The sequence below is a fragment of the Pseudomonas sp. BMW13 genome, from assembly GCF_013357275.1.
GTDB classification, from domain to species: Bacteria; Pseudomonadota; Gammaproteobacteria; order Pseudomonadales; family Pseudomonadaceae; genus Aquipseudomonas; species Aquipseudomonas khazarica.
Window position 1 is genome coordinate 36,465 of sequence record NZ_SUKD01000016.1, and the last position, 19,344, is coordinate 55,808.

At 65.9% G+C, this 19,344-nt stretch carries 15 protein-coding genes; 8 read left to right on the forward strand and 7 right to left on the reverse strand.

Annotation, left to right across the window (positions count from 1 at the left end; translation table 11 throughout):
- Window positions 1-31 precede the first annotated feature (31 nt).
- On the reverse strand, window positions 32-817 hold the full coding sequence (locus E4487_RS13615; protein WP_257229425.1) for an ABC transporter substrate-binding protein: 786 nt from the start codon (window positions 815-817) through the stop codon (window positions 32-34).
- Window positions 818-904: 87 nt separating this feature from the next.
- Window positions 905-1,501, reverse strand: coding sequence for a TetR/AcrR family transcriptional regulator (locus tag E4487_RS13620; RefSeq protein ID WP_167494404.1), 597 nt, complete (start codon window positions 1,499-1,501; stop codon window positions 905-907).
- Between the two features lie 248 nt (window positions 1,502-1,749).
- Between E4487_RS13620 and E4487_RS13625 the strand changes: the two genes are divergently transcribed.
- The 8 genes from E4487_RS13625 to E4487_RS13660 all read left to right on the forward strand — a co-directional run bounded on the left by E4487_RS13625 (window position 1,750) and on the right by E4487_RS13660 (window position 13,522).
- The gene (locus E4487_RS13625; RefSeq protein WP_175253613.1) at window positions 1,750-3,537 is read left to right on the forward strand and encodes an acyclic terpene utilization AtuA family protein; all 1,788 of its coding nucleotides are present in this window, start codon (window positions 1,750-1,752) and stop codon (window positions 3,535-3,537) included.
- A gap of 190 nt (window positions 3,538-3,727) precedes the next feature.
- A complete protein-coding gene (locus E4487_RS13630; protein WP_037054345.1) occupies window positions 3,728-4,597 on the forward strand; it encodes an SDR family oxidoreductase in 870 nt (289 codons plus the stop codon).
- Window positions 4,598-4,601: 4 nt separating this feature from the next.
- A complete protein-coding gene (atuC, locus tag E4487_RS13635) occupies window positions 4,602-6,218 on the forward strand; it encodes a geranyl-CoA carboxylase subunit beta (protein WP_037054348.1) in 1,617 nt (538 codons plus the stop codon).
- 58 nt (window positions 6,219-6,276) lie between these two features.
- Window positions 6,277-7,437: a citronellyl-CoA dehydrogenase gene (gene atuD, locus E4487_RS13640; protein ID WP_037054351.1), complete on the forward strand. Its 1,161-nt coding sequence runs from the start codon at window positions 6,277-6,279 to the stop codon at window positions 7,435-7,437.
- Between the two features lie 123 nt (window positions 7,438-7,560).
- Window positions 7,561-8,358, forward strand: coding sequence for an isohexenylglutaconyl-CoA hydratase (gene atuE / locus E4487_RS13645; protein WP_134677827.1), 798 nt, complete (start codon window positions 7,561-7,563; stop codon window positions 8,356-8,358).
- 170 nt (window positions 8,359-8,528) lie between these two features.
- Window positions 8,529-10,517 (forward strand): acetyl/propionyl/methylcrotonyl-CoA carboxylase subunit alpha, encoded by a 1,989-nt coding sequence (locus E4487_RS13650; RefSeq protein ID WP_175253614.1) that lies wholly within the window; start codon window positions 8,529-8,531, stop codon window positions 10,515-10,517.
- 100 nt (window positions 10,518-10,617) lie between these two features.
- Window positions 10,618-11,442 (forward strand): NAD(P)-dependent oxidoreductase, encoded by an 825-nt coding sequence (locus E4487_RS13655; RefSeq protein ID WP_150609297.1) that lies wholly within the window; start codon window positions 10,618-10,620, stop codon window positions 11,440-11,442.
- Between the two features lie 253 nt (window positions 11,443-11,695).
- Window positions 11,696-13,522: a long-chain-acyl-CoA synthetase gene (locus tag E4487_RS13660; protein WP_175253615.1), complete on the forward strand. Its 1,827-nt coding sequence runs from the start codon at window positions 11,696-11,698 to the stop codon at window positions 13,520-13,522.
- Window positions 13,523-13,563: 41 nt separating this feature from the next.
- Here the strand turns inward: E4487_RS13660 and E4487_RS13665 are convergent, their stop codons facing one another.
- From E4487_RS13665 to E4487_RS13685, 5 genes are all read right to left on the reverse strand, one after another.
- The gene (locus tag E4487_RS13665) at window positions 13,564-15,642 is read right to left on the reverse strand and encodes a hypothetical protein (protein ID WP_175253616.1); all 2,079 of its coding nucleotides are present in this window, start codon (window positions 15,640-15,642) and stop codon (window positions 13,564-13,566) included.
- Between the two features lie 130 nt (window positions 15,643-15,772).
- Window positions 15,773-16,264 (reverse strand): hypothetical protein, encoded by a 492-nt coding sequence (locus tag E4487_RS13670; protein ID WP_257229426.1) that lies wholly within the window; start codon window positions 16,262-16,264, stop codon window positions 15,773-15,775.
- Window positions 16,265-16,355: 91 nt separating this feature from the next.
- Entirely contained in the window at window positions 16,356-17,036 is a 681-nt protein-coding gene (locus tag E4487_RS13675; protein ID WP_175253618.1) for a hypothetical protein, read from the reverse strand.
- Window positions 17,033-17,605 (reverse strand): RNA polymerase sigma factor, encoded by a 573-nt coding sequence (locus tag E4487_RS13680; RefSeq protein WP_175253619.1) that lies wholly within the window; start codon window positions 17,603-17,605, stop codon window positions 17,033-17,035. The genes E4487_RS13675 and E4487_RS13680 overlap by 4 nt, the downstream gene beginning before the upstream one ends.
- Window positions 17,602-19,305, reverse strand: coding sequence for a VWA domain-containing protein (locus E4487_RS13685; RefSeq protein ID WP_175253620.1), 1,704 nt, complete (start codon window positions 19,303-19,305; stop codon window positions 17,602-17,604). Before E4487_RS13685 ends, E4487_RS13680 begins: the two co-directional genes overlap by 4 nt.
- Between the last annotated feature and the right edge of the window lie 39 nt (window positions 19,306-19,344).

Below are 19,344 nucleotides of genomic sequence, written 5' to 3' on the forward strand. Positions count from 1 at the left end.
CCGAGTCTTTGCTGACCAACCAGATAGTTTTTCAGTCCGCTACTACTTTGCCAGCCAATGTCAGACGATAGCGTCGAAGTAGCGCAGGAAGCTCACCATTTTCTTGTAACTCACTCAGCATTCCGGCCACCTGATCGGGTGTCAGCACCCCGCCAGGACGCAGCAACACCTGATGGTAATACTGCTGGTCGACACGCTCGGAAACCAGCAGTTCGGGCACCAGCTGCGGGTTCCGGTCGAGGAACATCTGCAGGTACGACCAGGTCACCACCGCCACATCCACCCGACGCGCCAGCAGCATCCGCAGGTTGCTGTCATGAGAATAGGTCATAAGCGCATCGAACGTATGCGCGAGGTACTCGGGATCCGCCTCGAAACCCGCGAAGCCATAGTGATAGCCACTGTACAGGGCCAGACGCTTGCCCTTCAGGTCGTCGAAATACGCCTGGCCACGCCCTGGTTCGGCCGCCGCGACGTAGACCTCGGCATCGTCGATGGAAAGGTTCAGCTCCAGGTGCGGCGTCGCGTCCCAGCCCCAGAGGCTCGACTCGAAGAAGATCAGGTCGAAGCGCCCGCCCTGCAGATCACGATAGCGGCGGGTCGCCGACGTCGGCACGAGCACGAAATGGTATTGCCGCTGCAATGCATTGAGCGCATGCAGCAGATCCGGGACCAGCCCCTGCGGATGCGGTGACTCGGGTTTGTCCAGATAGGGAGGGAAATGGTAGCCGCCGACACGCACCTCCTGCGCCGCGATGGCCGTCGGCACATTCAGCAGCGTGAGGTAGGTAAGCAGACAAGCAACTAGCGCACGCAAACTCGACCTCGCGTCACGTAATACAGGGTGCGATACGCCTCGGAACCCGCCAACGGTCGTCATCGACCCTAGCTTAGTTCAATTTACTCAAGCTTCCTTGCAGACCAATGACAAGGCCTCTTCGGCCAGCTGATCCAGGGTCATCGGGCCCTGGGAGCGGAACCAGGTGGTTGTCCAGCTCAGCGCGCCGGTGAGGAAGCGCCGCTGGATGAACGGGTCGCCGTTGAAGTAGCCCGCATCGCGCGCCTCGCCCAGCACCTCCAGCCAGATCTGCTCGTAGGTGTCACGCAGCGCCAGCACCTGTGCCTGCCCCGCCTCGGAAAGCGAACGCCATTCGTAGACCAGCACCGCCATCGCCTCGCCGGTACCGCCCATGATCGATTGCAGCTCGCAGCGAATCAGCGCCAGCAGGCGCTCGCGAGTGCCTTGCGCCTGCGCCAGCGCCGCACGCATCAGCGCGGTGTTGTAGACGATGGTCTCCTCCATCACCGAGCGCAGGATCTCGTCCTTGCTCTTGAAGTGATGAAAGATGCTGCCCGACTGGATGCCGATGGCGGCGGCCAGGTCGCGCACCGTCGTGCGTTCGTAGCCCTTGCTGCGAAACAGATGGGCGGCCATCTGCAGCAGCTTGCCGCGTGCGCTGTCCGGGTCGGTAATCCGGCCTGTCTCGACCAGTTCCTGCATTACCGCCTGGGCCCTGTGTTCTTCCACGCTGACTGATCCCCCTCACTGCCCTGCCCGGCAATTGTTCTGATGAATTCTCGATGCTGCCGGCAAGTACTTGTCTTGCATGATGAAATGTATGCGCCGAACACCTACCAAGCAAGCGCTTGGGCGCATTTTTGGCCGTTTTGCCCTCTCCTGGCGCTTTTCAACCAAGCGCTTGCTTGGTAATGTCGACGCATCCCTTCAATGTGTCACGGGCCATCACAATGACTAAAACCGTACGCATCGGCTGCGCCTCCGCATTCTGGGGCGACACCTCCACCGCCGCCGCCCAGCTGGTTCGCGGGGCCGAGCTGGACTATCTGGTGTTCGACTACCTGGCCGAGATCACCATGTCGATCATGGCCGGCGCACGGATGAAGAAGCCCGACGAGGGCTACGCCCGCGACTTCGTCGAGGTGCTCACGCCCCTGCTGGGCGAACTGGCGCACAAGCGCATCCGCGTCATCAGCAACGCCGGCGGGGTCAACCCGATGGCTTGTGCCGCGGCCCTGAAGGCGGCCTGCGAGCAGGCCGGCGTGCAACTGAAGATCGCCGTGCTGCATGGCGACAACCTGCAGCCCAAGCTTGGCGAGCTGGTCAAGGCCGGTACCCGCGAGATGTTCAGCGACGCGCCGCTGCCGCCCTTCTGTGTATCGGTCAACGCCTACCTGGGCGCACCGGGCATCGTCGCCGCGCTCGAACGCGGTGCCGATATCGTCGTCACCGGCCGCGTGGTCGACAGCGCCGTGGTCAGCGCGGCCCTGGTGCACGAGTTCGGCTGGGCCTGGGACGACTACGACAAACTGGCCCAGGCCGCCCTGGCCGGGCACATCATCGAATGCGGCGCGCAGTGCACCGGCGGCAACTTCACCGACTGGCGCGACGTGCCGGACTACGAACACATCGGTTTCCCCATCGTCGAGGTCGCGGACGATGGCCATTTCGTCGTGACCAAGCCGGAAGGTTCCGGCGGCCTGGTCACACCTTTCACCGTCGGCGAGCAGATGCTTTACGAGATTGGCGACCCGCGCGCCTATCTGCTGCCGGACGTGGTCTGCGACTTCACCCAGGTGCAACTGAGCCAGGTCGGCCCTGACCGGGTGCAGCTGCAGGGTGCTCGCGGCCTGCCTCCCGGCGACCGCTACAAGGTCAGTGCCACCCACCCGGACGGCTTCCGCTGCACCGCCAGTTTCCTGCTCGCCGGCATCGATGCCGTGGCCAAGGCCGAACGGGTCAGCCAGGCGATCATCCGCAAGACCGAAGAGCTGTTCGCCGAGCGCGACTGGGGCCCGTACCAGGAGGTCAGCATCGAGCTGCTCGGCAGTGAAGCCACCTACGGCGCCCACGCCCATCGCCGCTACAGCCGCGAAGTGGTGGTGAAGATCGCCGCACGTCACGCCAGGAAGGAAGCACTGCTACTGTTCTCCCGCGAAATCGCCCAGGCCGCCACCGGCATGGCCCCCGGCCTGACCGGCATCGTCGGCGGACGACCGACCGTGTACCCGGTGATCCGCCTGTTCAGCTTCCTCGTGGACAAGAGCGCCTGCACCCTGGAGGTGGAGATCGACGGCGAGCGCCAGCCGGTCGGCCTGCCGCAGGTGGCGGCCTGCGACCCGGCCCAGGTGCCCGCCCCCGCTGCCCTGCCCGTGCCCATGGACGACGCCGACAGCGCCGTACCCCTGGTGCGCCTGGCCGTGGCGCGCTCCGGCGACAAGGGCAACCACAGCAACATCGGTGTGATGGCGAGAAAGCCCGAGTACCTGCCGTGGATCGCCGCTGCGCTAACGCCCGAGGCGGTGGCTCAGTGGATGGCCCACACTCTGGATGCCGAGCAGGGACGCGTGAGCCGCTGGTACCTGCCGGGCAGCCACAGCCTCAACTTCCTGCTGGAGAACGCGCTGGGCGGTGGTGGCGTCGCCAGCCTGCGCATCGACCCGCAGGGCAAGGCGTTCGCCCAGCAGTTGCTGGAGTTCCCAGTGCCAGTGCCAAGGGCGCTGGCTGAAACGCTGTAGATGCCAATCGCAGGCTGGATGGATGGATGCTTCATCCATCCACCGGCTTCTGGTGGGAAACGCTGCGCGGCTTCCACCTTCCATGTTGTAGGAGCGGTCGGGCGACGTATCGCTTCAGCCGAGATCTGGACTGGGCAAGAGCATCGCGGCTGAAGCCGCTCTTACGGAACCGAGAAGGACAACAAGAACAATGAGCTACGACTCCGTATTCCGACCCGGCCTGTTCGCAGGCCAGACCATCCTGGTCACCGGTGGTGGCAGCGGCATCGGCCGCTGCGTGGCCCACGAACTGGCCCATCTGGGCGCTCACGTGGTGCTGGTCGGGCGCAAGCAGGACAAGCTGGAAAACACCGCGGGCGAGATCATCGAGGATGGCGGCAGCGCCAGCTGGCATGTCTGTGACATCCGCGACGAAGACAGCGTGAAGGCCATGGTCGCCACGCTGATCGCACAGCGCGGGCGCATTCACCAGCTGGTCAACAATGCCGGTGGGCAGTTCCCGGCGCCGCTGATCGGCATCAACCAGAAAGGCTTCGAGACCGTGGTACGCACCAACCTGGTGGGTGGCTTCCTGGTGGCCAGGGAAGTCTTCCTGCAGAGCATGAGCAAGCACGGCGGCGGCATCGTCAACATGCTCGCCGACATGTGGGGCGGCATGCCCGGCATGGGCCACTCGGGCGCGGCGCGGGCCGGCATGGAGAACTTCACCAAGACCGCCGCCTACGAGTGGGGCCACGCCGGCGTGCGGGTCAATGCCGTGGCACCCGGCTGGATCGCCTCCAGCGGCATGGACACCTACCCCGAATCGATGAAGAACATGATCCGCAACCTCAAGGATCACGTACCGCTGCAACGCATCGGCAGCGAGTCCGAGGTGGCCGCGGCCATCGTGTTCCTGCTCAGCCCCGGCGCCAACTTCATCAGCGGCAACACCATCCGCATCGATGGTGCCGCCAGCCAGGGCACCCGCGCCTGGACGCTGGGCAAGGCGACGAACAGCGAGTCGTACAACGGTTTCCACCGAGCCTACGTGCCCGACGTACTGAAAGACCAGGAGTAAGGCGATGCCTGTGATCCAATCGGAAATCGACGTACAAGGCGACGCCTTCGCGCAGAACCGCGAGGCCATGCTGGCGGCCATCGCCAGCTTCCGCGACGTGGAACAGAAGGTGCTCGACAAGGCCCAGGAGGCCAAGGCCAAGTTCGACAAGCGCGGCCAGCTGCTGCCCCGCGAGCGCATCAGCCTGCTGCTCGACCTCGGTGCGCCGTTCCTCGAACTGGCCTCGCTGGCCGGCTACAAGCTGCACGACGACAAGGACGGCAGCCAGGCCGGTGGCGGGCTGATCGCCGGCATCGGCTACATCGCCGGGGTGCGCTGCCTGGTGATCGCCAACAACAGCGCGATCAAGGGCGGCACCATCTCCCCCACCGGCCTGAAGAAATCCCTGCGCCTGCAGCAGATCGCGGTCGAGAACAAATTGCCGGTGGTGACCCTGGCCGAGAGCGGCGGCGCCAACCTCAACTACGCCGCCGACATCTTCGTCGAAGGCGCACGCGGCTTCGCCAACCAGGCGCGCATGTCCGCCATGGGCCTGCCGCAGATTACCGTGGTGCACGGCTCCAGCACCGCCGGCGGGGCCTACCAGCCAGGGCTGTCGGACTACGTTGTGGTGGTGCGTGGCAAGGCCAAGATGTTCCTCGCCGGCCCGCCACTGCTCAAGGCCGCCACCGGCGAGATCGCCAGCGACGAGCAACTCGGCGGCGCCGAGATGCATGCCCAGGTCGCCGGTACCGCCGAGTACCTGGCCGAGAACGACGCCGATGGCGTGCGCCTGGCCCGCGAGATTCTCGCCATGCTGCCGTGGAACCAGCAACTGCCTGCACGCCCGGCGAAAACCTGGCGCGAGCCGCTGTACCCGGCCGAGGAGCTGCTCGGTCTGGTACCAGCCGACGCCAAGAAGCCCTATGACGTGCGCGAAATCATCGCGCGCATCGCCGATGGCTCGGCGTTCCTCGACTTCAAGAACGAATTCGACAGCCAGACCGTCTGCGGCCACCTGCAGATCGAAGGCCAGGCCTGCGGTTTCATCGGCAACAACGGCCCGATCACCCCGCAGGGTGCGGCCAAGGCGGCGCAGTTCATCCAGCTGTGCGAACAGAGCAATACCCCGATCCTGTTCTTCCACAACACCACCGGTTTCATGGTCGGTACCGAGTCGGAACAGCACGGCGTGATCAAGCATGGTTCGAAGATGATCCAGGCGGTGGCCAACGCCACGGTGCCCAAGCTCACCATCGTCGTCGGCGGCTCCTACGGCGCCGGCAACTACGCCATGTGCGGACGTGGCCTCGACCCGCGCTTCATCTTCGCCTGGCCCAACAGCCGCACCGCGGTGATGGGCGGCGCCCAGGCCGGCAAGGTGCTGCGCATCGTCACCGAGGAGAAACACGCCAAGGAAGGCAAGGAGGCCGATCCGAAGATGCTCGACATGCTGGAAACCGTTACCGCGCAGAAGCTCGACAGCCAGTCCACCGCGCTGTACGGCACCGCCAGCCTGTGGGACGACGGCCTGATCGACCCGCGCGATACGCGCAAGCTGCTGGGCCTGTTGCTGGATATCTGCGCCGAAGCGAGCCTGCGTCCGTTGAAGACGAGCAGCTTCGGCGTCGCCAGATTCTGAAAAACCCAGGGCGGGTGCCACCCGCCGCCAGCCCCATTCGATACGGAGCACAACAACAATGATCTTCACCCAGGAACACGAAGAACTCCGCCGCACCGTCCGCAACTTCGTCGACAGGGAAATCAACCCGCATGTCGATGAATGGGAGAAGGAAGGTCGCTTCCCCATCCACGACATCTTCAGAAAAGCCGGCGAACTGGGTCTGCTGGGCATCTCCAAGCCGGAGCAGTTCGGCGGCATGGGCCTGGACTATAGCTACTCGATCGTCGCCGCCGAGGAGTTCGGCACCATCCATTGCGGCGGCATTCCCATGTCCATCGGCGTGCAGACCGACATGTGCACGCCCGCCCTGGCCCGCTTCGGCTCCGACGCGTTGCGCGACGAATTCCTGCGCCCGGCCATCAGCGGCGAGATGGTCGGCTGCATCGGGGTTTCCGAAGTCGGTGCCGGCTCCGACGTGGCCGGTCTGAAGACCAGCGCACGCAAGGACGGCGACGACTACGTGATCAACGGCAGCAAGATGTGGATCACCAACTCGCCATCGGCGGACTTCATCTGCCTGCTGGCCAACACCAGCGACGACAAGCCGCACGTCAACAAGTCGCTGATCGTGGTGCCGATGAAGACGCCGGGGATCAGCGTCAGCCCGCACCTGGACAAGCTCGGCATGCGCAGCTCGGAAACCGCCCAGGTGTTCTTCGACAACGTGCGCGTACCGCAGCGCTACCGCATCGGTCACGAAGGCGCCGGCTTCATGATGCAGATGCTGCAGTTCCAGGAGGAACGCCTGTTCGGCGCGGCCAACATGATCAAGGGCCTGGAGCACTGCGTCGACAGCACCATCGACTACTGCAAGCAGCGCCACACCTTCGGCCAACCGCTGATCGACAACCAGGTCATCCACTTCCGCATGGCCGAGTTGCAGACCGAGATCGAAGCCCTGCGTGCCCTGGTCTACCAGGCCACCGAGCAGTACGTGAAGGGGCGTGACGTCACCCGCCTGGCGTCGATGGCCAAGCTCAAGGCCGGTCGCCTGGGCCGCGAGGTATCCGACGCCTGCCTGCAGTACTGGGGCGGCATGGGCTTCATGTGGGACAACCCGGTGTCGCGCGCCTACCGCGACGTGCGCCTGGTCAGCATCGGCGGCGGTGCCGACGAAATCATGCTCGGCATCATCTGCAAGCTGATGGGCATCCTGCCCGGGAAGAAGAAAGCCTGAACGCAGGGAGGATCACGCCTTATCGATCCACCCTGACGGTGGACGTAAGAAGCGACGTCCACCCACGCGCCGAAACGCCATTGCCGTGCGGCGGGTTCCACCCGCCCTACACCGAGGTATGCGATGAACGACCTGCCCCACTGCGAAACCCTGCTGCTGAACCTCGAGAACGGCGTGCTGCACGTCACCCTGAATCGTCCGGACAGCCGCAACGCCATGAGCCTGGCCATGGTCGGCGAGCTGCGCGCCACCCTGGAAGCCGTGCGCCATGAGCCGGGGGTACGCGCCCTCGTCCTGCGTGGCGCGGACGGCCACTTCTGCGCCGGTGGCGACATCAAGGACATGGCTGGCGCCCGCGCCAGAGGCGGCGACGCCTACCGCGAGCTGAACCGCGCTTTCGGTGCGCTGCTGGAGGAGGCCCAGGCCGCGCCGCAGGTGCTGGTGGCCGTGCTGGAAGGCGCCGTGCTCGGCGGCGGTTTCGGCCTGGCCTGCGTGTCCGACGTGGCCATCGCCGCCAGCGACGCCAGATTCGGCCTGCCTGAGACCACGCTGGGCATCCTGCCGGCGCAGATCGCCCCGTTCGTGGTGCACCGCATCGGCCTGACCCAGGCCCGCCGCCTGGCGCTGACGGCCGCCCGTGTGGACGGCGCCGAGGCGCTGCGCCTGGGCCTGGTGCATCACTGCGAGGCCGACGCGACTGCGCTGCAACAGCGCCTGCAGGACACCCTGGCACAGATCCGCCAGTGCGCGCCGCAGGCCAACGCCCAGACCAAGGCGCTGCTGCTGGCCAGCGAACGTGAGGCGCTCGGCCCACTGCTCGACCGCGCGGCCGAACAGTTCGCCGCCGCCGTCACGGGCGCCGAGGGCGTCGAAGGCACCATGGCCTTCGTGCAGAAACGCAAGCCGAAATGGGTGCAATGATGGCTTGGACGGACTGATACCGCCGTCCTTTCGGAGCAACCGCAGGGTGGCTGTCGCTTTTCACATCCGCCCACGCACGTACCACACACGGTGGATCGAGACAGCGCGATCCACCCTACGAACATCGTGGCCCGGATGAAGTCCGCGGATCGCCGCACAGGAGCACGAAGATGCCCGCATTCAACAAGATCCTGATCGCCAACCGTGGCGAGATCGCCTGCAGGGTGATGCGCACCGCCCTCGAGCTCGGTTACCGCACCGTTGCGGTCTACTCCGAAGCCGATGCCGACGCCCGCCATGTGCAGCTGGCCGATGAGGCGGTGTGCATTGGCCCCGCCCAGGTGAACCAGTCCTACCTGCGTATCGATGCCATCATCGAGGCGGCGCGCCGGACCGGCGCCGACGCCATCCACCCCGGCTACGGCTTCCTCTCCGAGAACGCCGATTTCGCGCGTGCCTGTACAGACGCCGGCATCGTCTTCATCGGCCCGAGCGTGGACGCCATCCACCTGATGGGCAGCAAGCGCCTGTCGAAGATCGCCATGCTGGAAGCCGGCGTGCCGTGCATTCCGGGCTACGAAGGTGCCGCCCAGGATGACGACACCCTGGCCAGCGAAGCCGAGCGCATCGGCTATCCGCTGATGATCAAGGCCAGTGCCGGTGGCGGCGGTCGCGGCATGCGCCTGGTGCAGGCATCCGCTGAGCTGCTGGCGCAGATTCGCACGGCCCGCTCGGAGGCGCAGAACGCCTTCGGTTCCGGCGAGCTGATCCTCGAACGCGCAGTGATCCGCCCGCGCCACGTCGAGATCCAGGTGTTCGGCGACACCCACGGCAATATCGTCTACCTCGGCGAGCGCGACTGCTCGGTGCAGCGCCGCCACCAGAAAGTGGTCGAGGAAGCGCCCTGTCCGGTGATGACGCCCGAGCTGCGCCGCGCCATGGGTGAAGCCGCGGTGAAGGCGGCAGTCTCGGTCAGCTACGTCGGCGCCGGCACGGTGGAGTTCCTGCTCGACGCCAGTGGCGAGTTCTTCTTCCTGGAAATGAACACCCGGCTGCAGGTGGAGCACCCGGTCACCGAACTGATCAGCGGACAGGACCTGGTGGCCTGGCAGATTCGCACCGCTGCCGGCCAGCCACTGCCGCTGCGCCAGGAGGAAATCCGCCTGCAGGGTCACGCCATCGAAGTGCGCCTGTATGCCGAGGATGCCGCCGCCGGCTTCCTGCCACAAACCGGCCAGGTTCTGCGCTGGGAGCCGGAACTGCTGCCGGGTGTACGCATCGACCACGGCCTGCTCGAAGGCCAGGCCGTCACGCCCTTCTACGACCCGATGCTGGCCAAGGTCATCGCCTACGGCGAGACCCGTGACGAAGCCCGGCGCAAGCTGGTGCGCGCCGTGGAGCGCTGCGTGCTCCTCGGGGTCAACGGCAACCAGCGTTTTCTCGCCAACCTGCTCGAACACCCGCAGTTCGCTGCCGGCAACGCCACGACGGCGTTCATCGCCGAACACTTCGAGAACGATCCCAGCCTGCAGCCACACAGCGCCAGCCTGGCCGAGCTGGCCATCGCCGCCGCCCTGCTCTACCAGGCCTCGGCAGGCGCGCGCGCGCATCAGCCGGGGCTGTCCGGCTGGCGCAACGCGGGCGGTGCGCCCTGGCGCTGCGTGCTCAAGCAGGGCGAGCACAAGCATGCCGTCGAGCTGGAGGTGGTCGCCGGCGGCCCCCAGGCACAACTTCGCGTGAGCCGGGGTGACGAGCAGCTGTGCCTGCGCCTGCTGGCCAGCGACGGACGCTGGCTGACCCTGGAGCTGGACGGCGTGCGCCGCCGCCAGGCTTATCACCACGAAGGCGAGCGCCTGTGGCTGTATGGCGAGCAGGGCAACCTGGAACTGCTGGACGTCACCCACGAACCGGCCGGGGGCCAGAATGCCGCCAGCAGCGGTGCGGTGAAGGCGCCGATGGACGGCGCCATCGTCGATGTCCTGACCAGCGAGGGCGCCAGCGTCACCAAGGGCCAGCTGCTGCTGGTGCTGGAAGCCATGAAGATGGAGCACCCGCTCAAGGCGGGTGTCGACGGCATCGTCCGGCGGATCGGCGTCAGCCAGGGCGACCAGGTCAAGAGCCGTCAACTGCTGGTGGAAATCGAAGCTTCAGAAACCTGATGCGGGTGGATGGCACTGCATCCATCCGCCCCGACACCGCCCGGGTGGGTGAACGGAACGTCATCCGCCCTACGACAACAACGAGCCCCGGAGCACTCCCATGTCACTTTCTGCCAAGACCCTGTTCATCACCGGCGCCAGCCGTGGTATCGGCCGTGAAATCGCGCTCAAGGCCGCCGCCGAGGGCGCCAATATCGTCATCGCGGCCAAGAGCGCCGAACCGCATCCCAAGCTGGAGGGCACCATCTTCAGCGTCGCCGCCGAAGTCGAGGCCGCTGGCGGCAAGGCGCTGCCCCTGCAACTGGACGTACGCGACGAACAGGCCGTGGCAGCCGCCATGGCGCGCGCAGCCGAGCATTTCGGCGGCATCGACGCGCTGGTCAACAACGCCGGCGCGATCAAGCTGGTGGGGGTGGAGCGGCTCGAACCCAAGCGCTTCGACCTGATGTACCAGATCAACACCCGCGCCGTGATGGTCTGCAGCCAGGCTGCCCTGCCCTATCTGAAACAGAGCGCCGGCGGGCATATCCTCAACCTGTCGCCGCCACTCAACCTCGACGCCAAGTGGTTCGCCCAGCATGCTCCCTACACCGTCACCAAGTACGGCATGAGCATGCTGACCCTGGGCATGAGCGAGGAATTCAAGAAGTACGGCATCAGCGTCAACTCGCTGTGGCCGAAGACCATGATCGCCACCGCCGCCATCGAGTTCGAACTGGGCAGCCGCGACGCCTTCAAGCGTGCGCGCACCCCGGCGATCATGGCCGACGCGGCCCGTGCGATCCTGGCGAGCGAGGGCCGCAGCATCAGCGGACGCCTGCTGATCGATGAGGACATCCTGCGCGAACAGGGCCAGAGCGATTTCGAACAGTATCGCTTCGACCCCGCAGGCGGCAGCCTGATACCCGACCTGTTTGTCGACTGAACACTGCGGCCCTTCGTAGCCCGGATGCAATCCGGGGGAACCCGAGCACCAATCCCCGGATTGCATCCGGGCTACGGCTGCACGCGGGCCCATGGCGGAGCGGGCCTGTTCTGCCGCCAGGGCATGCCCTGGAGAGCGACGCCTATTTGCCGATCTGCCCTCGTCCGCATGCGCCAGGGCCATGGCTGCGCCCAGCCAGGCCAACTAGAGTCAGGCCTCGCGTCCCACGACTGACACCCCAAGTGCGAGCCCCATGAGCCAAACCGATCTGATTTCGCCCATTCGCTTTCTGGCCCACCTGCCGCAGCACCTGCCGCGCGTGCCGCGCATGCTGCGCGGCCTCTACTACGCCGGTATCCGCAACCGCGAGAAACCGCTGTCGCTGGCCTGGGCGCTGCAACGCGCCGCCCGGCATCACCCCGAACGCCCGGCGCTGATGGACGAGCAACGCCAGATCAACTACCGCGACTTCAATGCCTGGGCCAACCGCCTGGCCTGGGCGTTCAAGCGCGAAGGTGTCAGGCATGGCGACGTGATCGCGGTGATGCTGGAAAACCGCCTGGAGCTGCTGGCGATCCTCGCCGCCCTGAGCAAGCTCGGTGCCGTCGGCGCACTGATCAACACCACCCAGCGCGGCAAGGTCCTGGCGCATAGCTTCAATCTGGTCGAACCGCGCCTCCTGGTGATCGGCGACGAGCTGCTCGGAGCCTTCGAGGAAATCGCCGAGCACCTGCACGACCCGCATGCTCGCCGCTACTGGGTGGCCGATCAGGACTGCCTGGTCGATACGGGGCGGCCGCCGAGCGGCTGGGCCAATCTCATGCAGCTGGGCAGCGGCCAGGCGCAGGACAACCCACCGGACAGCCTGCGCGTCCGCATGAAGGATGCCTGTTTCCTGATCTACACCTCCGGCACCACCGGCCTGCCCAAGGCCTCGATCATGAGCCATGGCAAGTGGATCAAGGCATACGGCGGCTTCGGCCACTCCGGCCTGACCCTCAACGCGCACGACGTGCTCTACCTCACCCTGCCCTGCTACCACAACAACGCCGTCACCGTATGCTGGAGCGCGGCGCTGGCCGGCGGTGCCGCCATTGCCCTGCGGCGCCGTTTCTCCGCCAGCGCCTTCTGGAGCGACGTGGCGCGCTACCGGGCCACCTGCTTCGGCTACATCGGCGAGCTGTGCCGCTATCTGCTCAACCAGCCCGTGCAGCCGGCGGAGCAGAACAACAGCCTGCGCTGCATGATCGGCAACGGCCTGCGTCCGTCGATCTGGGCCGAGTTCAAGCAGCGCTTCGGCGTCCGACAGATCACCGAGTTCTATGCCTCCAGCGAAGGCAACATCGGCTTCACCAACGTGTTCAACTTCGACAATACCGTCGGCTACACACCGGCCACCTACGCCATCGTGCGCTACGACCTGGAGAACGACTGCGTCCTGCGCGATGCGAAGGGCTTCCTGCACAAGGCCGCCAAGGGTGAAGCGGGCCTGCTGATCAGCGAGATCAGCGCCAAATGGCCCTTCGACGGCTACACCGACCCGGCCAAGAGCGAGTCGGTGATCCTGCGCAATGTGTTCAAGCAGGGCGACGCCTGGTTCAACACCGGCGACCTGATGCGCGATATCGGCTGCAAGCACGCGCAGTTCGTCGACCGCCTCGGCGACACCTTCCGCTGGAAAGGCGAGAACGTCTCCACCACCGAGGTGGAGAACGTGCTCGGTGCCTTCCCCGGCGTGGAAGACGCGGTGGTCTACGGCGTGGAGATTCCCGCCACCAACGGCCGCTGCGGCATGGCTGCACTGCGCCTGACGCCCGGCAGCGATCTCGATGGCGCGGCGCTGGCGACCTACCTCGACGCGGAGCTGCCGGCCTACGCCGCGCCCCTGTTCATCCGCCTGCTCGGCGAAGTGGAGACCACCGGCACCTTCAAGTACAAGAAAACCGATCTCAAACAGGCCGCTTACGACCCGGCCCGGAGCCACGACCCACTCTACGTGCGCCTGCCCGACACTGCGCACTTCCAGCGCCTGGACAGCACGCTGCACGCGGCCATCGTGCGCCAGGACTATCGTTTCTGAAAGCGCAACGCCCAGATCAGCTCGTCCCTGGGCGCGAGGGGTCAGGTGAGTGACTGCCAGCTCTGCAAATGTTCCCGATCCAATCGCAGCCAATGCACGGCATCGCTCAATTGTTCCGCTGGCAACCAGATATCGCCACTGCGAATCAGCATCTGTCGGGGTAGCGCCAGTAGCACCTGCAGCGTGATCAGTTCTGCAACCTGAGCGGCGCCAGCAACATGCAGTCCAGTCTCATCGAACGCCTGCAGACATGGCGACTGTTCCAGCGGCTGATCGGAATGACGCAACGTGTGTTCATGGGTGTCCAACACCAGCAGATACCAAGCCGCACCATCCGCGCCAGCAACTCGACGGGTTAGCGCCAGGTAGCGACCATCCGTCGACCAGATCAGCGACGGTGCCAGGTCAGCTAGGGCACAACCGGAAGCGGTCAACACACAAGCGCCCCCTGGAGCCTGTGCAGCGACTTCCACCTCGGCGCCGTCCAGCCCGAACAGCCAAGCGGCGTCCCGCCCATCTGGCGCAGGGAGCACGTAATCCCCCAGGGCACTGGCGGGCACCGGTCCCGACTGCACACGCCAGTTGGGTATCGGACGCAACGACCAGGGATCTACCGCCACCCGTACGGACCGATACTGCAAGCGCCCCTGGGCGACAAAGGCATCAGCCTGATCCGCCGCAGGTGCCTGCGCCTCCAGACGCGGCAGGCCGCCAGCGCCGACTGCGGCTTGCCGTCCGGTGATCTGCTGCAGAGTGATGACACCCTCCTGGAACGTATCCAACCCGGCGATCAAGAACGCTTGCTCGAGAAAGATCAGGCGTCGAGCCAGAACATCCGCCACGGCCAGTCGGTGCACGACGGCAGGCGCCTCGGCGAAAGCGGTCAATGCCAGGTATCGCCCGCAGTCGGACGTGAGCTGGTCGAGACACCAAAGCCCCGGTAACTGCCAGTCTCCGATCATGCAGCTAAAGGCATGACGGCGGCCATCGCGGCTCTTGCGCAGCAGCTTCAGGCAGGGCTGTACGCCACCCTGCATTGCCGGTAACAACAACGAAACGCGCTCCGTCTGGTCTCCATCCAGCTCGATGCACAGCTTCAACGGGCAGGCAGCGGTCGATGGCCGGTCAGTGCTCGGCCGCAGCCAGGCATCGTAAACGAGACGCGCGCCCTCCAGTCGGCTGGGCGCACGCCACTCGACCTGCGGTTCATCGTCGAGCGACTGCCAAGGCACATCCAGAGGGCGCCAACCGGAGCTCGCTTGCCATAGCCATGTGGCGATTTCTTCAACCGGCTGGCTCTCGGCACGCGCCCGACAGGCCAGGGCCTCGCCGTCATCGCGCCACAATACCGACGCCCCCTGCTCAAGCAACAACCCGCTGGGTTGATCATCCAACCACAGGCTATAGCCGGGCTCCACGCCGACCGGCTCGCCACGCAGCATGTGGCCACCTTGCGGCGACGTGAAGATCAGATGGCCGCTGGCATCGATTTCTCCCCGACAGTGCGCCTCCTGCACCGCAGGGTTGACGATGGAAGACGAAGCGCGCGGCACCAACGAATCTTCAACGACATCTTGGGCAATCACGCGAGGGGACCACCGATCGATGCTCGTCCGCAGTCCGTTGGCCACCCGAGCATCTACGGCCCAGGCGAAACCATCAGCTGATGTCGCCAGCCAGACAGTGCTGTGCTGCGGGCAGTAGCTTGTCCGGGGAGCAACCGCCAATGCTGGCCGCGTGCCCTGAAAGCGCAGATCGAGGTTGTGCTGGACCCTGGGGTTTCCGAGATCCAGAAAATTCACCCACAGCAGCAGATGCACGCAGCCAAAGAGCAGGATGAATAACCCGACAAAGAACCCCAACCAGCCGGAAACCTCCCCCCAGAGCTGAAAGCCGAAAGCGATCAACAGCAGGAGCAGGGGCTCGGGCAGATGCCTGGCGATCTTCGGATATCCCGCGAGGGCGATGATTGCCATGACAAAGAGTAGTGACACGATAAGCCACAGCACGCTCCACCAAGGCAGGAAAACACCCGCGAGAATGGGCGTGATGAACGCAAGCAAGGCGAGCACCACTCTGTCCTGAGAGGGGCAATCGAACTCATCGGCCATGACGGACATTCGGCACTCCTTGCCAGTGATTCAGATTCAGAGGCCGGCGATGGTAACAGCATGCTGCCCGTACGGACTTGAGCCAGCCCGCAATCCATCCTGATCGTAGCGAGCGAGATAAGCGGCGATTACCAGCCGCCTACCGCTTGAACTCGAACTGTACCTCGGCGCCTTCGATCGAATCCCAGTAATCGTCCTCGCGCTCATTGCTGATCAGTCGGCCGCTGATCTGGAATGGGCTCTGCAGCTCGGGCTTCTCGCCGAACAATGGCGGCAGCAGCGGTGCAAGATCCTCGCGGGTTTCGCCTTCCAGGGCCTGCGCGAACAGCTCCCGCGGCACGCTCAGGTCCAGTGCCGGCGTCGCTTCGGAGGTAGCTCGGGGCGCCTTGCCGACCTCGGCCTTGGGTTTCGCGGCAGGCTGCGGCTCGGCACGGGCGGGCGTGGCTTCAACCGCCTCGGCCACTGGCTGCGCGTCGACAGGCGCTGTGCTGGCCACCTCGACTGCCTGCGCCTCGACGGCAGACTCAGCCACCAGCGGAACGGATTCCGGCCGTTGCGCGACGGGGTCTGCCGCACGCTCGCAGGCGCTCAGCAAACCCAGGCACAACAGCAACAGAGCGGACTTACGCATCATGGGACAACGGCAACTCGGTGAATGAGACAACCATGCTCCTCCGACCGGGCATGGCTGGCAAGCCGACTTACATGACCTTTACCTGACATCAGTCTTGCGGCGGTTGCGTGGCCAGATGCGTCAGTTCGGCCTCGATATCCAGCTGCGGGTAGTCGGCCTGCAACTGGTCGTACAGCTGCTGGGCCTTGTCCTTCTCCCCCGCTCGACGCAGCTCGAGCAGGCGCAGCAAGGCCTCGCGCGGCTCGCTCTGGACGACCAGCTCGGCCAGCGGTTCGCTTGCAGCGGTGCTGGCCATGGGGGCATCGACCAACGCCGCCGGGGCGACCGGGGCGGCCTGGCGTGCCATGGCCTCGCTCTTCATGCGCTCTCGCGGCTCGGCCATACGCGCCACCGACTCGTTCTCCGCTGCGCGCTTGGCGGCCATCTGCGCCGGTGGCGCCGGGCTCATCACCACGCTCGGCGGCACGCTGTCGAAGGCCTCCGGCGTCTGCTCCAGCGTGCGCCAGGTCAGGCTGACGCCGATGCCCAGGCAGGCCACACCGGCCAGCGCCACCGACCAACGCTGCCGACCGCTGCCGAACAGCCACTGGTGCAGGCGCTGCCCCCATCCGGCCTCGGCCGCAGCCGCGCCCTTGGCATCGCGCGCGGCCGCGCTGGCCGCCATCAGGATGCGTGTATCCAGCTCGGCCGAGGGCTCGCCACTGCCGTGGGCACGGAAGTGCGCCAGCAGCGCCTGTTCGTGCTCCAGAGGTTCTCGTTCATCTGTCATGCGGACAACTCCTCGGTGGCCAGCAGCCGGCGCAACTTCTGCAGGGCGTAGCGCAGACGGCTCTTGACCGTCTCGGCCGGCGTGCGGGTCAACTCGGCAATCTCGTTCAGTTCCAGGTCGCCATGGGCGCGCAGCAGGAACACTTCGCGCTGCTCCTCCGGCAAGTCGGCCAGCGCCGCCTGCAGCCGCTCGCTGTCACGCGTCAGCCCCCAGCGCTGCTCCGGCCCCGGCTGCGGGTCGACCTGGGCATGCTGGCCCTCATCGTAGGGCTCGTGCCCGGTCTGCTGTCGGCCACTCTTGCGCCAGTGATCGATCAGGCGATTACGCGCGATCTGATACAGCCAGGTCTTGAACAGCACGGCCTCGCGCTGCTCGCTCTGGCTGCGCACCAGGCTCATCCAGGTTTCCTGGAACACTTCCTCGGCCAGGGCATGCTCGCCGCACAGTCCGAGCAGGAAGCGAAACAGGCCTAGCCGATGGCGCTGGTACAACGCGTTGAAGGCCGCGGCATCGCCGCGGCGGTAACGCCGCAACAAGGCGGCGTCGTCATCCGTGAGAGGTGCGTTCACTGCAGGGCTCGTGTCTGGGTCGAGCCGGAAGTTTGCAGGCTCTGGGCGATTTCGGCCAGCTGAATGAACTCGCCACGCAGGCCAAAGCGATCCTCGCCCTTGGCCGAGCGCGCCAGGTCGATACTGCGCGCCAGGTCGAAGTCCCCGGTGTAGCGACCACCCTTGAGCTGCTGGGCGAACGCCGCTACCGCCGCAGCAAAGCGCAGGTCTTCGCTGGCAGTGGCGATCGGCTGCGCCTGCGCGCGCAGGATGGGACGCTCCAGCAAGCGGCTCGTCGACGTGCCAGGAGCCTTGTAGCGGATGCGCAACCAGGCCAGTTCACCCGCCCTGCTCTCCGGCTGCGTGCGCGGCTGGTAGCGCAACGGCTCCAGCCAGCCCTTGGCGCCGGCCGGAACGATCTCGTACAGCGCGGTGACGCTGTGCCCGGCGCCGATCTCGCCCGCGTCGACCTTGTCGTTGCTGAAGTCCTCGCGCTTGAGCGCACGGTTCTCGTAACCCAGCAGGCGATACTCGCTGACCTGCGCCGGGTTGAACTCCAGCTGCAGCTTCACGTCGCCAGCTACCGTCACCAGCGTGGAACCCAGCTGGTCGACCAGCACCTTGCGTGCTTCACGCAGGTTGTCGATATAGGCGTAGTTGCCGTTGCCGGCATCCGCCAGCTGCTCCATCAGGCGTTCGTTGTAGTTGTCCACACCAAAGCCCAGGGTCGTCAGGGACACCCCGGTCTTGCGCTTGTCCGCAGCCAGTTGCTTGAGGCTGTCGAAGTCACTGATGCCGACGTTGAAGTCACCATCGGTGGCCAGCAGGATGCGGTTGATGCCGTCCTTCATCAGGTGTTTCTGCGCCTGCTGGTAGGCCAGTTGAATGCCCGACTCCCCCGCCGTCGAGCCGCCGGCCGTCAGCTGCTCGATGGCACCACGAATGGCCGCCTTGTCGCTGCCCGGCGTGGAGTCCAGCACCACCTGGCTGGCACCGGCATAGGTCACCAGCGACACACGGTCTTGCGGGCGCAGCTGGTCGACCAGCAACTTCAGGGTGCCCTGCACCATCGGCAGGCCCTCCCGGCGGTGCATCGAGCCGGAGACATCGACGAGGAACACCAGGTTGGCCGGCGGCATCTCCTCGACGCGGCGATCAGACGCCTTGATGGCAATACGCAGCAGGCGGGTCTCCGGGTTCCAGGGTGTCACCGCCAGTTCGGTGCTGACACCGAACGGCGCATCGCCCTGGGGCAACGGGTAGGCATAGGGGAAATAGTTGACCAGCTCCTCCAGGCGCACCGCATCCTGCGGCGGTAACTGCCCGCCGTTGAGGAAGCGTCGCACGTTGGCATAGCTGCCGGTGTCGACATCGATGCTGAAGGTGGACACCGGCGTCTCGCTGACGGCGAAGACCGGGTTGTCGGCGTAGGCCTGGTACTGCTCGCGCGACTCGTCGCGATAGCCTGGCGGCAGGACATCGGCGAGAGGTGCAGGCGCATGGGCGAGCTGCGCCATGCGCTTCTGGCTCGGCTCGGCGAGCATCTCCAGCGCGGCGGCCGGCTTGGCCGCGCGCTCACGCAGGACCGGTGCGGCTTCGGCTTTGCTGGCCTGCGCCTCGGGCTCCGGCCCGGAAGCACTGCACGCTGCCAATGCCAGCAAGGCACCAGCCGAGAACCCGACGGCAAGCGGGCGAACGAACGACGAACGATGGGGGGACATGTGGCACCTCCTGGGCAATGGCACGAGACCTTCGCTCAG